Origin of the sequence: Pseudomonas sp. QC2, assembly GCF_002859085.1 — a bacterium.
In the GTDB taxonomy this organism is placed as follows: Bacteria; Pseudomonadota; Gammaproteobacteria; order Pseudomonadales; family Pseudomonadaceae; genus Aquipseudomonas; species Aquipseudomonas petroselini.
On record NZ_PKKS01000009.1, the window covers coordinates 73506 to 87346 of the forward strand.

Sequence of the window (13841 nt, forward strand, 5' to 3'; positions counted from 1 at the left end):
GAGCGGGTTCAAGGTCATCACTGACAGCGCTGCCACACCTGTCGAATCAACGCCTGCATCTTCAGCGCTTCGGCCCAGCGATCGCTGATTTCACGGCCATCTGCGCCGGTGATCGCATAGGGCGGCGGGCCCAGTTCACAGGTGAACGACAGGCTCTGCGGTGCCTCGGGCCGCGCCAGCCAGTGTTCAATCCCGTAGCGCCACCACTCGGTGAAACGTTGCACCCAGGCGTGATGCTGGGGGAAATCCAACGACACCTGCACCTGTTCGCTGCTGGCCACGCGGCCGTGAAACCCCCAGCTGTGGCGCAGGACAGTGCGGATCTGTTCATCGTCCTCGGCGGCACCAGGCTCCGGCAGTTCACGCCCGACCACGTAGTGGGACAGATCGGCCAGCAGTTTCAAGTCGGGCATCTGCGCCAGCAAGTCGAGGGTGAACAGCAGGTCATTGGTGAGCCGATAACGGTGGGTTTCCAGCAGCACCGGAAAGTCCACCTGCTCGGCCAGGCGTTGCCAGCCTTCGACCAGTCGCGCCGCTTCGCGTTGAGTACGCGGGCGCACGTCGGCTTGCAGGGTGAGGTGGTGACAGCCGTAGCCGCTGACCACATCCAGCGCGGCCGCCAGGTCATCCACCGATTGCGGGAACAGCTGGCCTTCGATCTGCAGGCCCCTGGCCGTGGCGGCGGCGTGCAAGCGGGCCACGTCGGCGGGTGTGTAGTAATGGTCGGTAATGCCGTCGAAACCGGCGGCCTTGATGCGGTCGAGTTGGTCGTCGAGGGTGCCGGGCTCGGTTTGCATCGCCCACAGGGATTGGAACACCAGGAATTGGCGCATATCAGCCTCGCAGCAGGTGTTTGAGGGACAGCTCGGGGTCGGCCAGGCTGGCCGCGTTGAGCGGTCTACGTGCGCTGATCAGGCGCTCACACAGCTTGATGTCTTTGGCCACGCTGTTGCCCGGCGCCCAACCGCAGGCACCGTGCAAATGGTGCTCGGCATCCAGGTAGAACAGCAGCACGCCGCCGCCCGCCAATGGGCGGCTGACCGTCAAGGGCGTGATCACGCCAACGGTCTGCAACCCCCAGTCGTACTGGTCGGACCAGAAACCGGGGAGCGCGTCGAACGGCACGTCGTGCCCCAGCAGATTCAACGCCGCATGCCGCCCCTGGACCTCGGCGTTGCGCCAGGTTTCCTGGCGCTGGTAGAGACCGCCCAGGCGAAACTCACACACGTCACCGGCGGCATAGATGTCGGGCGCGCTGGTGCGCAGGTGCGTATCGACACGAATGCCCTGCCCCACGTCCAGCCCCGCCGCCGTGGCCAACTCGATATTGGGCTGCATGCCGATGCCGACGACGACCAGATCGCACGGCAACCGTTGCCCGTCCACCAGCAGCACGGCGTCGGCCTGGATGGACTCCAAGGCCACATTCAAGCGCACATCCACGCCGTGTTGGCGATGCAGCGCCAGCAGCGCCTCGCTGATGACCGGCGGCAATACCCGCCCCGCCAAACGCGGTCCGGCTTCGAGCAGCGTGACTTCACAGCCCAAGCCACGTGCCGTGGCTGCCACTTCCAGGCCGATAAAACCGCCACCGATCACAACCAGCCGCGTCCCGGCCTTTAGCGCGTTGCGCAGGGCCAGCGCTTCATCGTGGGTGCGCAGGTAAAGCACATGGGCTTGCTCTTGGGGCAAGCGTCGTGCCCGTCCGCCAGTGGCCAACAGCAGACCGGCATACGGCAGCCACTGGCCGTCGGCGAGTTGCAGGCGATGGTGTTCCGGCTCCAATTGGGTCACCGGGTGACCGGCGATATGCTCGATACCCAACTCCGCCAGCCGTGCGCTGTCGCACAGGCTGCACCCGGCCAGATCCGCCGTGCCCTGCAGCACAGCCTTGGACAGCGGTGGTCGCTCGTAGGGCAAGTGCGGCTCATCGCCGATCAGGATCAGGCGCCCGGTGTAACCCTCTTCGCGCAGGGTCAGCGCCGCACGGCCACCGGCATGGCCGGCGCCGACGATGATCAGGGGTGCGCTCATGGTCACGCCGTGACGGCGAGCAACACTCGCCCCGCTTCGACCCGCACCGGGTAGGTCTTGAGGTTGACGCACACCGGCGCGCCCATGGCTTTGCCGGTGCGGTAATCGAAGCGCCCGTTGTGCTTGGGGCACTCGATCACGTGGTCCATCACCAGGCCGTCGGCCAGGTGGATTTTCTCGTGGGTGCACAGACCGGCGGTGGCGAAAAACTCATTCTCGGCCGAACGGTACACCGCGTAGGTATGCGGCCCGTGGTCGAAGCGCAGCACGTCTTCTTCGTCTATTTCGCCCACGGCGCAGACGTCGATCCATTGATCGTTCATGGCGTTTGTCTCCAAATGACTGACTGCCCCTGTGGCAAGCGCGCTTGTTGTGGCGAGCGAGCTTGCTCGCGCTGGGCTGCGGCGAAGCGGCCCCAAGATCGGCAGTCGAGTTATGTCTGAATGAATGCGGTGGTTTTATTGGGGCTGCTGCGCAGCCCAGCGCGAGCAAGCTCCCTCGCCACCCTCAGCGTCGTTCGCCAGTGGGCGCTGGACGAAATAGGTCGGGTCGCTGCGCTGTTTCCAGATCGTCGGCAGGATCTCTTTGTACGCTTCGAACAGGTTGGCGTACGGCGGCGGGCAGTCGCTGCGGATTTCTTCGTGCAGGTGCTTGAGCGCGTGGTACGGCACCATCGGGTACATGTGGTGTTCGAGGTGGTAGTTCATGTCCATGTAGATAAAACGCAGCACGCGGTTCATGTAGATGGTGCGGCAGTTACTGCGGTGGTCCAGCACGTCTTCGGCCAGGCCGACGTGTTGGGTAAGGCCGAAGACGTAGCCGAGCCAGGCGCCGTAGAGACTCGGCAATCCAATCAGCATCAGCGGCAACCAGCTGTGCAGGTACAAGGCGGTGCCAATCACCACGGCATAAATGCCGACCCAGATCCGCGCCGCGCGAAACACTTTGGGCCATTCGGATTCAGGGATGAAGTCCGCTTCCTGGGCACTCATCTTGCCAATGGCATGGCGCGCGACGCCGCCGAATGTCTTCCAGGCCAAGGGCAAATTGAACAGGCTCAGGAACATCATCAAGAAGCTCGGTGGACGCGGCTCGACGATCTCCGGGTCGCGGCCGACCACGATGGTGTCGGTGTGGTGACGGGCATGGCTCCAGCGCCACACGTGGGGTTCGAAGATGCACATGAAGCTGGCGACCTGGTACAGCACGTCGTTCATCCAACGGGTCTTGAATGCGGTGCCGTGGCCGGTTTCGTGCCAGCGCGGGTTGGACGCGGTGCCGTACAGCACGCCATAGACGAGGAAGAACGGCACGCAGGCCCAGGTGCCCCAGAACCAATAAGCCCCGAAGCCTGTGGCCAACAGCGCGACCACCCAGATGGCGGTGTCGAGCAAGGCCGGGCCGTCACGGCGCTGCATCAGTTCTTTCATGCGTTTACGCGAGATGGGCGACTGGTACCAGTTGGCCGAGACCAGGCCTTTTTCAGCGGCGCGGGCGGCTTCGGGGCCGGTGAGGCTGTAGTCGCGACGGGCGGTGTGAGCGGTGTGTTCAGGCATTGTTATTGTTCTCCGCAAGCGGTGGTTTCTAGTGCTTTACGAAACCCACCATAGAGAACCGGTAAATGCCCCTCAAGGCCTTGATTCCATTCCCTATCAAGCTATCATCCAGGCCTAGCGGAGCTTGATAGTTTTCTATCAAGACGTTCAAAGGGCTTGTCATGAACAACAATAAACGCCCAACCATCGCCACCGTTGCCGCCCATGCAGGGCTGAGTGTGGCCACCGTCGACCGCGTATTGAATGCGCGTGCGCCGGTCAACCCGGACACCGCCGAGCAGGTGTTCCAGGCCGCCGAAGCCGTGGGCTATTTTGCCGCGCGGCTGATCGGCCAGCGCATTCGCGAACGTCGGCCGACTTATCGTTTCGGCATCCTCTTGCTGGGGACCGCCCAAGCGTTCTATGCCAACCTGGCGCAGTCGATCAGCACCGCGGCGCAGCATCACGCCACGGCCAACCTGACGTGCCAGTTCGAATACATCGTGGATCGCACCCCCAGCGCGATCGTTGCGCAGATCGAACAGTTGGCCGTGCAATGCGATGGCCTCGCGGTGGTCAGCTTTGCCCATCCGCTGATCAACGCCTGCCTCAAGCAGATCCGCGAAGCCGGCGTGCCCGTGGTCGCCCTGCTCTCGGATATCCACGAGCAAGCCCTGGAGCCCTACGTGGGCCAGGACAACCACGTGGTCGGCCGCACCATGGGCTGGTTGCTCGCGCGCACTGGCGGCGCGCGCAAAGGCAGCGTGGGGATCCTGCTCGGCGGCCATCGTTTTCTCGGCCACCAGGCGCGGGTCGAAGGCTTGCACAGCTACCTGGCCGAACACGCGCCGGGGCTCAAGCCGCTCGAGCCGTTGATCAACCTGGATAACTGCGACATCACCGAGGAAGCCACTCTCGACCTGATCAGCCGCCACAGCGACCTGCGCGGCCTGTGCGTGGTGGGCGGCGGCGGTGACGGCATCATCAGCGCCCTGGCGCAGTTGCCCAAGCGACCAGCGCTGTGCTGCATCTTGCAGGAGTCGACCGAGCTGTCACGCCAGGCGCTGCGCCAGGGGTTGATCGATGTGGTGATGGATTCGCAGCCGGGGCAGACGGCGACCGCACTGGTGCAGTTGCTGGTGGCCTTGCAGAGTGAGGAACGGGAGCGCACCGAGGGGTTCGATCCGGTGCGGCATCGGGTGTATATATCGCCGCAGATTGTGACGTCGGAAAACCTCTAGCGGGCGCGGCACTCGATGATCAAGCCACCCTCCTCGCGCACGCGACTCTCGATCACCACGGGCAGGAAGCGTTGGACCACCTGCATATTGCTGTGCAGATGGTCGCTCATGTGCGGCGTGGTGAAGCGACCACCACCAAATACCTGGCCCGCTTTGCCATTGAATGGAAACAGTTGAAGCCATAGGCCTGCGAGACGACCCGCCAGCGAGCGGTTAGTGGCATTTGGTCATGGTTTGTAAAGGGCCAGCAAGGCAGGTCCCTTTTAATTGCAGGACGTTTCCTAGACAATCCTCGCCGCCTTGTGCCTGCTGGAATCGGTGGCTAGTCTGCGGTCCGTCGCTGCCAATTCAGTGATCGGGTTTAGTCGCCCGGTATTCCAAAAGGCGCATGATCCTCCATGAGGTTTAATGGTGGCTGTGCGCAGGGCGCCCTTGGGTGCGCCGGATTTTGCCTTTTGGCCGGTCGACTAACCTGCGTACAGCCGCCACCCTACGTTTAGTCGCGGAAGGTTCGGCTCCCTGAGTCCAAAAGGAAGCTAAACAATGAACAAAGACGCAAACGACCCCACCAAAGACCGCGCCGCCTTCAACCGCGCCATCGATCACTACCTGCCCACCCAGGGCTTTCACTCCATCAACGAAGACCTGAGCTTCGAAGACGCTCTGCTCTACACCGCCAGCTTGCTCGACAGTTCATCGGCGACCGCGCTGGATTGTGGAGAGACACTGGATAATCCCGAGCGGGCGAAGATCCTGGCGGTGTGGCATTTACTGGAGATTGCCAAGACCACCGTGGATCGCTCCATCGAGTGCCTGACGCCCCCCAAGACAACCACCTAAATACGATTAACCCTGCGAGAGCTGGCTTGCCTGCGATGGCCATAGGTACCGACACAACGCTGCAGCAACCAACGCTAACCACGATGCGAAGCGAGCCGCTCTTGATCTTGATCCCGCTTTTGATCTGAGGCGCCCCGTCAAACACGCTGGCCGGAATTCGACAGGGATTTGGGGGGTAAACCGGCAGGGATGCCGGTTTAGCCGCCCCGCGCCATGGATGGCGCGTGGCGGCGGCCCCCCAAATCCCTGTCGGATTACGGGCACACCGAGCGTGAGCGAGGTGCCGAGTGTTGGGGCAAGAGCGTTTTGCTTACTTTTGCGCTCTTCAAAAGTGAGCCGCCGTAAGGGCGGAACCCATAGCAGCCGTTACCTAAATAACGGATATGTACCCGGTCTGATCCAACATCCTGGTCGTCTGCAAGGCCGCCGGCGGGAGCAAGCTCCCTCGCCACAGATCCAGCGCCATACCCAGAATTGTGTAGATACCGAGGCCCCGATGGCGCTGAATCAGTCACCAGATGAACCGACTGACACACCGCTATCGGGGGCAAGCCCCCTCCCACATTTGGATCGCGGTCTAACCGTTAAATGGCGCTCGGCTGTCAGGCCGCCAGCGGGAGCAAGCCCCCTCGCCACAGGTCCTGCGCCATACCCAGAATTGTGTAGATACCGAGGCCCCGATGGCGCTGAATCAGTCACCTGATGAATCGACTGACACACCGCTATCGGGGGCAAGCCCCCTCCCACATTTGGATCGCAGCCTAACAGTTAGATGGCGGTCAGCTGTCAGGCCGCCGGCGGGAGCAAGCCCCCTCCCACAGGTCCAGCGCCAGCCCCAGAATTGTGTAGATACCCAGGCCCCGATGGCGCTGAATCAGTCACCTGATGAATCGACTGACACACCGCTATCGGGGGCAAGCCCCTCCCACATTTGGATCGCGGGGTAACAGTTAGATTGTGGTCAGCTGTCAGGCCGCCGGCGGGAGCAAGCCCCCTCCCACATTTGAACTGCGCCAGACTTAAATCTCAGTCGCCACGAAAATCCCCGGCATTCAGCCCAAACCGACTCATCTTGTTGTACAGCCCGCCCCGCGACACGTTCAGTTGCCGCGCAGCCAGGCGGATATTGCCACCGGTGCTTTTAAGCGCGGCGACGATGGCGTGCATTTCGTGGCTGCTCAGGTCCTGGGCGGGGTGCGGTTCGTAGCCGCGCAGCGGGGCGCGTTGGCGGTTTTCCAAGGGCAGGTCCACTGGTTCGATCAGCGCCCCCGTCGCCAAGTTGGTCGCCCGCTCGATGCTGTTTTCCAACTCGCGCACATTGCCCGGCCAGCCATAGGCCGAGAGCAATGCCATCGCCTCCGGTGAAAAGCCCTGCACCGACTTACGCAACGAGCGCGCACAGCGGGCCAAAAAGTGCCGCGCCAGCAGCGGAATGTCTTCACGGCGCATGCGCAGTGGCGGCACGGTCAGGTTGAGCACATTGAGGCGGTAGTAGAGGTCTTCGCGAAACGCGCCTTCCGCTACCGCCTGGCTGAGGTTGCGGTGGGTGGCGGCGATGATGCGCACGTCCACTTGCCGCGAATTTTTCGCGCCGACACGGGTGATCTCACCTTCCTGCAACACCCGCAGCAAGCTCACCTGGGCATCGAAGGACATGTCGCCAATCTCATCCAGAAAAATCGTACCGCCATCCGCCAGTTCAAACTTACCCGCCGAGCCGCCACGCGCCGAGCCGGTAAACGCGCCTTGGACATGCCCGAACAGCTCGCTTTGCACCAGGTCGCGTGGAATCGCGCCGCAGTTGACCGCCACAAACGGGCCGTTGCAGCGGTCGCTGCCGTTGTGGATGGCCTGGGCGAACAGCTCCTTGCCGGTGCCGCTTTCACCCAGGATCAGCGTGGTGGAATCACTGCGACTGGCGATGCGCCCCAAGTGCAGCGCGTCCTGGATCGCCCGCGAGTGCCCCTGGATGGTGTCGAAGGTGTAGCTGGCCTGGGTGCCGATGAGGCGTCGGGTGATTTCGCGGATGCGGCGGTTCTCCCGCAGTGACACGATCACCCCGCCCTGCTCCAGCGGGCACACCGAGACCAGGCAGGCGAGTTGGCTGCGGTTGTGCAGGTGGAAGGTGCAGTCGAGGTCGCGAACGGCCTCGCCCATCGAGTCGCTCAATTCGCTGCGCCCCAACTGCTGAAACGGCTGACCGATCAGCTCCAGCCCCACCCCGAACAGGTGCCGGGCATAGCGGTTGAGCGCCTTGATGCAGCCACGCTCATCCAGCACCACCAGGCCTTCGTTGAGCACTTCGAGGACGGTTTGCTGTTCTTCCAACAGACCTTGCAGGGCCATCTGCCGCGATACGGCGTCGGCCGCAGCCTCCACCGTGCCGAGGGTATGGAAGTGAAACCAGCCGGGCTCGGCGGTGAGGGTCAGCATGGCCAGGGTCTGGCCTTGAGCATTCTTGATCGGCGCAGCGGCGCACTGCATGCGGCGCTGGCGCAGGCCGATACCGAAGTTTTCCTCGGCCAGCACGTACACCAGGCGATCTTCGGCCAGCGCCAGGCCGGTGCAGTTGGTGCCTTGTACCGATTCCAGCAGACGACTGCCCACGGGGGTGATGTCCAGCCCGCAGAAATACAGGGTGGTGCCGTCGGCATCGGTAAGGTTGATATGGCCGCGCGGGTTGTAGGCCAGCAAGCCTCGCATGACTTGCGCGGCGGCGGCGATCAGCACGCGGTGGGTGGCCTGGGTGGCGGCCAGGGTTTCGGCGGCCACGAAGCGGTACGCGTTGTCTGCCGGGTCAATACCGGCCGCGACGCTGCGACGCCACGAATCCCAGATCACTTGGCGCACGTGCGCCGGGCGCTCGACCTGACCGGCCAGGCAGTCGCGCCAAGCCTGCTCCAGCGCGGCCACCGGGCCATCATTCAGCGCAGCAGGCCCAAGGTCTGTGAGGTAGTCGAGGTCTTGCACGCTGAACGCCATGCTCATTGGGGCGGTATCCATGTCCATGTTTTTGACATGTCAGTATAGACATGTTCATTAAATGAACACTATTTGTTTGTGAATAATAATAAATCGCTATTTATCAATGAGTTATGAATTGGCACAGGCCTTGCTCCTACCCTTTCGCCCACCAGGACCGTCCTGGGGCCAATAACAACAAGGGGTTATTTCATGAGTACACAGCACATCCGTCTGGGTTTGATCGGTGCCGGTCGCATGGGCAGCTTCCACGGCCTGACCGCCGCTCGGCATATCCCCGGCGCCAGCCTGGCGGCGATTGCCGACCCGACGCCAGGCCAGGCCGCCCGCCTCGCCGCTGAACTGGGCGTGAGCAAGGTTTACACCGACCCTCAACAATTGCTCGACGACCCGGACATCGACGGCGTACTCATCGCCGCCCCCGCCCGCAGCCACGCCGAGCTGGTGATCAGCGCCGCCCGCGCAGGCAAAGGGATCTTCTGCGAAAAACCCATGGCCATCACCCTGGATGAGGCCGACCGAGCCATCGCGGCCGCGGCCGATGCGCGGGTGCCGCTGCAGGTCGGTTTCAACCGGCGTTTCGCCAAGAGCTTTCGCACCGCGCACCTCAACGTCGCCGCCGGCCGCATCGGCACCCCGCAGCTGCTGCGCTCGCTGACCCGCGACCCGGCGCTGAACAACCCGGCCGCTTCGCCGCAATGGGTGATCTTCCTCGAGACCCTGATCCACGATTTCGACACGCTGCGCTACCTCAATCCCGGCGCCGAGGCGGTGCAGGTCTACGTGATGGCTGACGCACTGATCGCGCCCGATTACAAAAACAAAGGCTTCCTCGACACCGCGGTGGTTGCGATCCGCTTCGACAACGGCGCCATCGCCACTGCCGAAGCCAATTTCCAGGCCGTGTATGGCTACGACGTGCGCGGCGAAGTGTTCGGCAGCGCCGGCATGCTGAGCATGGGCAGCCTTAACGATTCCGACTTGGTGCGCTACCTCGCCCAAGGCATCCAGGCCGACACCCAGCGCATGGACACCGACCTGTTGCGCGACGCCTACATCGCCGAGCTCAACCACTTTGTCGATTGCCTGCGCAGCGGCGCCAAGCCCCTGGCCAGCGGTGAAGACGCACGCGCGGCGCTGGCGATTGCCCGCGCCTGTATCGAATCGTTCGAAACGGGCAAGGCGGTGACCCTATGAGCCCGTTCAAGCTCGCGATCAGCGCGGAGATGGTGTTTCTCGACCAGCCCTTCATCGAGCGCGTACAGCGTATTCATGCGCTGGGCTTCAGCGTTGAAATCTGGGACTGGACCCACAAGGACATCGCCGCCCTCGCCGCCACCGGTGCCGACTTTACGTCCATGACCGGCTACATCAGCGGCACCCTGACCGACCCCGACGGCATCCGCCAGTTGCTCGACAGCGCCCGCGAATCCTTAGGGGTCGCCGAGCAATTGAATTGCCCCAGCCTCAACCTGCACGGTACCGGCCTGGGTGACGGCGGCCTGCCCGTTCAACCCATGAGCCAGACCACCGGCCGCATGTGGCTGAGCGCCTGCAAGACCCTGGAAAAAATCGCCCGCCTGGGGGAAGACGCCGGCCGTGTGTTCCTGCTGGAAAACCTCAACACCGAGGTCGACCACCCCGGCACGCCCTTTGCCCGCGCCGACGACACCCTGGCGCTGGTCGAGGCCGTGGGCAGCCCCCACTTGAAGATGAACCTGGACCTGTACCACGCGCAGATCGGCGAAGGAAACCTGATCGAGCTGATCCAGCGCGCCGGTACACACATCGGTGAAATCCAGGTGGCCGACGTGCCGGGACGCCAGGAGCCCGGCACCGGTGAAATCCACTACCCAGCCATAGCCAGGGCCCTGCACGCCATGGGCTACCGCGGCGTGGTCGGCCTGGAAGGCTGGGCCAGCGGCGACAGCGAGTTGGCCCTGGAGCGATTTCGCCAAGCGTTCACCCTATAACAATAAAAGGAACACCCTTATGAACCGCTATTCATTGATCGTTGCCACGCTGGTGTTGCTGTTCAGCCAATGGACCTTCGCCGCCTATCGCATCGGCGTGAGCATTGCCCGGGTCGACGATAACTTCATGACCTACGTGCGCACCGGCCTGGAAGGCGCCGCCAAGCAGCAGGATGTGCAGATCCAGTTCGAAGACGCCCAGGGCGATGTGGTGCGCCAGCTCAATCAGGTCGAAGGTTTCCTCAACCAGAAGGTCGACGCGGTGATCGTACTGCCGGTGGACACCGCCGCCACCGCCAACATGACCCGCGCCGCCGTGGCGGCGAAGACACCGCTGGTGTACGTCAACCGTCACCCGGACGAACGCACCCTGCCCAAGGGCGTGGTCACCGTGGCCTCCAACGACATCGAAGCCGGGCAGTTGCAGATGCGCTACCTGGCGGAAAAGCTCGGCGGCAAGGGCAATGTGGCGATCATCATGGGCGACCTCGCGCAGAACGCCACCCATGACCGCACCGAAGGCGCCAAACAGGTGCTCAAGGATTTTCCCGGTATCAAGGTGGTCGAGCAGCAAAGCGCCGAATGGCAACGCAGCAAGGGCATGGACCTGACCAGCAACTGGCTGCTGGCGGGCACCCAGTTCGATGCCATCGTGGCCAATAACGATGAAATGGCGATTGGCGCCGCCATGGCCTTGCAGCAGGCCGGCAAAGCCAAGGGCGAGATCGCGATTGTCGGCATCGATGGTTTGCCCGACGGCCTGGCGGCGATCAAGCGTGGGATGCTCACGGCGTCGGTGTTCCAGGACCCGAAAGCCCAGGCGACCCAGGCGGTGCACGCCGCGGTGCGGATGATCAAGGGTGAGGCGATTGAGTCGGAAGTGTGGGTGCCGTTTGAGCTGATCAAGCCTGAACAGGTGGCGGTGTTCGAGCAGCGTTACAAATAGCCTGTCGTACCCAGCGCACACTGTGGGAGGGGGCTTGCTCCCGATGAGGGTGGGTCAGTTGATACATCCGTGCCTGACCCACCGCTATCGGGAGCAAGCCCCCTCCCACACTCAGTCCAGGTCGCTTGCGTCATGCCGTTCGGGTAACTGTTCCTCGCCAGACACCCGGTTCACCCGCCGCCCCCGCTGCACCGCCGGCCGCGCTTCGATCGCCTCCGCCCAGCGCAACACGTGCGTGTACTCATGCACCGACAGGAACTGCGCCGCGCCATACAAGCGGCCTTTGACCAACCCGCCATACCAGGGCCAGATCGCGATATCGGCGATGGTGTATTCATCACCCGCAATGTACTCGCTCACTGCCAGGCGCTGGTCGAGTACGTCGAGCTGACGCTTGGTCTCCATGGCGAAGCGGTTGATCGCGTATTCCATTTTGCTCGGCGCATACGCATAGAAGTGCCCGAAGCCACCGCCCAGGTACGGCGCGCTGCCCATCTGCCAGAACAACCACGACAGGCATTCCGCACGCGCCGCAGGCTCAGTCGGGAAGAACGCGCCGAATTTTTCCGCCAGGTACTGCAAAATCGCGCCCGACTCGAACACCCGAATCGGCGTGGCGCCGCTGCGGTCCAGCAGGGCCGGGATCTTGGAGTTCGGGTTGACCCCGACAAAGCCACTGCCGAACTGGTCACCGTCGCCGATCTTGATCAGCCAGGCGTCGTATTCCGCACCGGTGTGGCCCAGCGCGAGCAACTCCTCCAGCAGGATCGTGACCTTCTGTCCATTGGGCGTGGCCAAGGAGTACAGCTGCAGCGGGTGCTTGCCCACCGGCAGTGCCTTGTCATGGGTGGCGCCGGCGATGGGTCGGTTGATACTGGCGAAGGTGCCGCCGTTTTCGGTGTCCCAGGTCCACACTGTTGGGGGTACGTAATCGGTCATGCTTACTGCTCCAGGCGTGCTTGCGATCAGCGAAGCGCTCCAGACTAAACCAAAGGTTGATGGCGCGTCACACCTGCAGCGCTTTACCCGCCGCCGCATGCTGCCGAGGCACCTGCACCCGTAACGCGATCAACAAGGCGGCCAGCAGCATCAAGACACCGGCACCGATAAACACGCCGTCGATACCGCTGAGGCTGAACATCACGCCACCCCCCGCAGCCCCTGCCGCAATAGCGGATTGCACCGACGCCACCACCATGCCACCGGCACTTTCAGCTTGATCCGGCACCGCGCGGGCCACCCAGTTCGACCACGCCACCGGCACCCCGCCAAAGGCCATGCCCCACAGCGCCAGCAGCAACGCCTGGCTCGGCAGCGAGGCCGGCAGCAGCACCAGGGCGAGCGCCGCGACGCCCACCAAGATCGGCATCAGCACCAACGTGCCGCGTGGATAACGCACCAGCATCCATCCGGCCAACAGCGTGCCGACGAAGTTGGCGGCGCCGAACCCCAGCAGCATCAAGGCCAGCCCTTCGGTGCCCACGCCTGTGGTGCTTTCCAGGAATGGCCGGATGTAGGTGAACAGCGCGAAATGCCCGGTGTGCACCAATACGCAGCCAAACATGCCGATGGCGATGCCCGGACGCCGCAGCACATCCAGTATCGTGCGCAAACGTGCGGTGCCCGTGGGGGCCAGGCGTGGCAGTGTGAACAGCTGGAACGCCAGCGTGATCACACCGACGGCGGCTGCGGCGACGAACGCACTGCGCCAGCCATACAAACCACCAAGGAAGCTGCCCAGCGGCACGGCGACCACCGTGCCCACCGCAATGCCACTGAAGATGATCGACAGCGCACGGGGCAGCAGCGCCGCCGGCACCAGGCGCATCGCCACCGCTGCCGCCATGCTCCAGAAACCGCCCAGGGCGACGCCCAGCAGGATGCGCATCAACAGCAGCACCGCCAGGCTGGAAGAGAGCGCCACCAACAGGTTGGACGCAATCATCAGCAAGGAAAAACCCAACAGCACCACGCGTCGGTCGATGCCACGCGTCAGGCCGGGCACCAGCAACCCGGCGAACAACGCCACCACGGCCGTCACGGTCACCGCCTGGCCGGCGAGCGCCTCTGACACGCCAAGGTCCATCGCCATCGGCGTCAACAGGCTGGCCGGCAGGTATTCCGCCGTCAACAATCCGAACACCCCCATGGCCAGGGAAAACACCGCCATCCAGGCCGGGTCTGTGGGCTCCGCCTGCGAATGGACAGAGGGTTGAGCTACACAATCATTCATCACACGACATCCTCGGGAAATTAGCGCGACGGCCAGTCTAGGTTCGTCACATCGGAT

Annotated in this window: 12 protein-coding genes; 5 read left to right on the forward strand and 7 right to left on the reverse strand. The window is 63.5% G+C overall.

What is annotated here, in order from left to right:
* Positions 1 to 17: 17 nt before the first annotated feature.
* The 4 genes from QCBJ_RS09015 to QCBJ_RS09030 form a co-directional block, all read right to left on the reverse strand.
* Entirely contained in the window at positions 18 to 833 is an 816-nt protein-coding gene (locus QCBJ_RS09015; RefSeq protein ID WP_102060616.1) for a sugar phosphate isomerase/epimerase, read from the reverse strand.
* A 1-nt stretch (position 834) separates the two neighbouring features.
* Positions 835 to 2034 (reverse strand): NAD(P)/FAD-dependent oxidoreductase, encoded by a 1200-nt coding sequence (locus QCBJ_RS09020; RefSeq protein ID WP_102060617.1) that lies wholly within the window; start codon positions 2032 to 2034, stop codon positions 835 to 837.
* Positions 2035 to 2036: 2 nt separating this feature from the next.
* Positions 2037 to 2357 (reverse strand): MocE family 2Fe-2S type ferredoxin, encoded by a 321-nt coding sequence (locus tag QCBJ_RS09025; RefSeq protein ID WP_046036525.1) that lies wholly within the window; start codon positions 2355 to 2357, stop codon positions 2037 to 2039.
* A gap of 135 nt (positions 2358 to 2492) precedes the next feature.
* Positions 2493 to 3590, reverse strand: coding sequence for a fatty acid desaturase family protein (locus QCBJ_RS09030; protein WP_102060618.1), 1098 nt, complete (start codon positions 3588 to 3590; stop codon positions 2493 to 2495).
* Positions 3591 to 3751: 161 nt separating this feature from the next.
* On the opposite strand from QCBJ_RS09030, the gene QCBJ_RS09035 reads away from it, so the two are divergent.
* Entirely contained in the window at positions 3752 to 4810 is a 1059-nt protein-coding gene (locus tag QCBJ_RS09035; protein ID WP_012723612.1) for a LacI family DNA-binding transcriptional regulator, read from the forward strand.
* 543 nt (positions 4811 to 5353) lie between these two features.
* Positions 5354 to 5650 carry a DUF6124 family protein gene (locus QCBJ_RS09045; protein WP_102060619.1) on the forward strand — a complete coding sequence of 99 codons (297 nt, stop codon included), beginning with the start codon at positions 5354 to 5356 and terminating at the stop codon, positions 5648 to 5650.
* Between the two features lie 1026 nt (positions 5651 to 6676).
* Here QCBJ_RS09045 and QCBJ_RS09050 read toward each other — a convergent pair.
* Positions 6677 to 8638 carry a sigma-54-dependent Fis family transcriptional regulator gene (locus tag QCBJ_RS09050; RefSeq protein WP_102060620.1) on the reverse strand — a complete coding sequence of 654 codons (1962 nt, stop codon included), beginning with the start codon at positions 8636 to 8638 and terminating at the stop codon, positions 6677 to 6679.
* 186 nt (positions 8639 to 8824) lie between these two features.
* On the opposite strand from QCBJ_RS09050, the gene QCBJ_RS09055 reads away from it, so the two are divergent.
* The 3 genes from QCBJ_RS09055 to QCBJ_RS09065 are packed head-to-tail and all read left to right on the forward strand — an operon-like array spanning position 8825 to position 11551.
* Positions 8825 to 9829: a Gfo/Idh/MocA family oxidoreductase gene (locus QCBJ_RS09055; RefSeq protein ID WP_102060621.1), complete on the forward strand. Its 1005-nt coding sequence runs from the start codon at positions 8825 to 8827 to the stop codon at positions 9827 to 9829.
* Entirely contained in the window at positions 9826 to 10605 is a 780-nt protein-coding gene (locus tag QCBJ_RS09060; RefSeq protein ID WP_102060622.1) for a TIM barrel protein, read from the forward strand. Before QCBJ_RS09055 ends, QCBJ_RS09060 begins: the two co-directional genes overlap by 4 nt.
* 19 nt (positions 10606 to 10624) lie before the next feature.
* Positions 10625 to 11551, forward strand: a complete 927-nt coding sequence (locus QCBJ_RS09065; protein ID WP_102060623.1) for a sugar ABC transporter substrate-binding protein — start codon at positions 10625 to 10627, stop codon at positions 11549 to 11551.
* Between the two features lie 111 nt (positions 11552 to 11662).
* Here QCBJ_RS09065 and yghU read toward each other — a convergent pair whose 3' ends face one another.
* Positions 11663 to 12490 carry a glutathione-dependent disulfide-bond oxidoreductase gene (gene yghU, locus QCBJ_RS09070; RefSeq protein WP_102060624.1) on the reverse strand — a complete coding sequence of 276 codons (828 nt, stop codon included), beginning with the start codon at positions 12488 to 12490 and terminating at the stop codon, positions 11663 to 11665.
* A 67-nt stretch (positions 12491 to 12557) separates the two neighbouring features.
* Positions 12558 to 13784, reverse strand: coding sequence for an MFS transporter (locus tag QCBJ_RS09075; protein ID WP_043205176.1), 1227 nt, complete (start codon positions 13782 to 13784; stop codon positions 12558 to 12560).
* Positions 13785 to 13841: the final 57 nt, after the last annotated feature.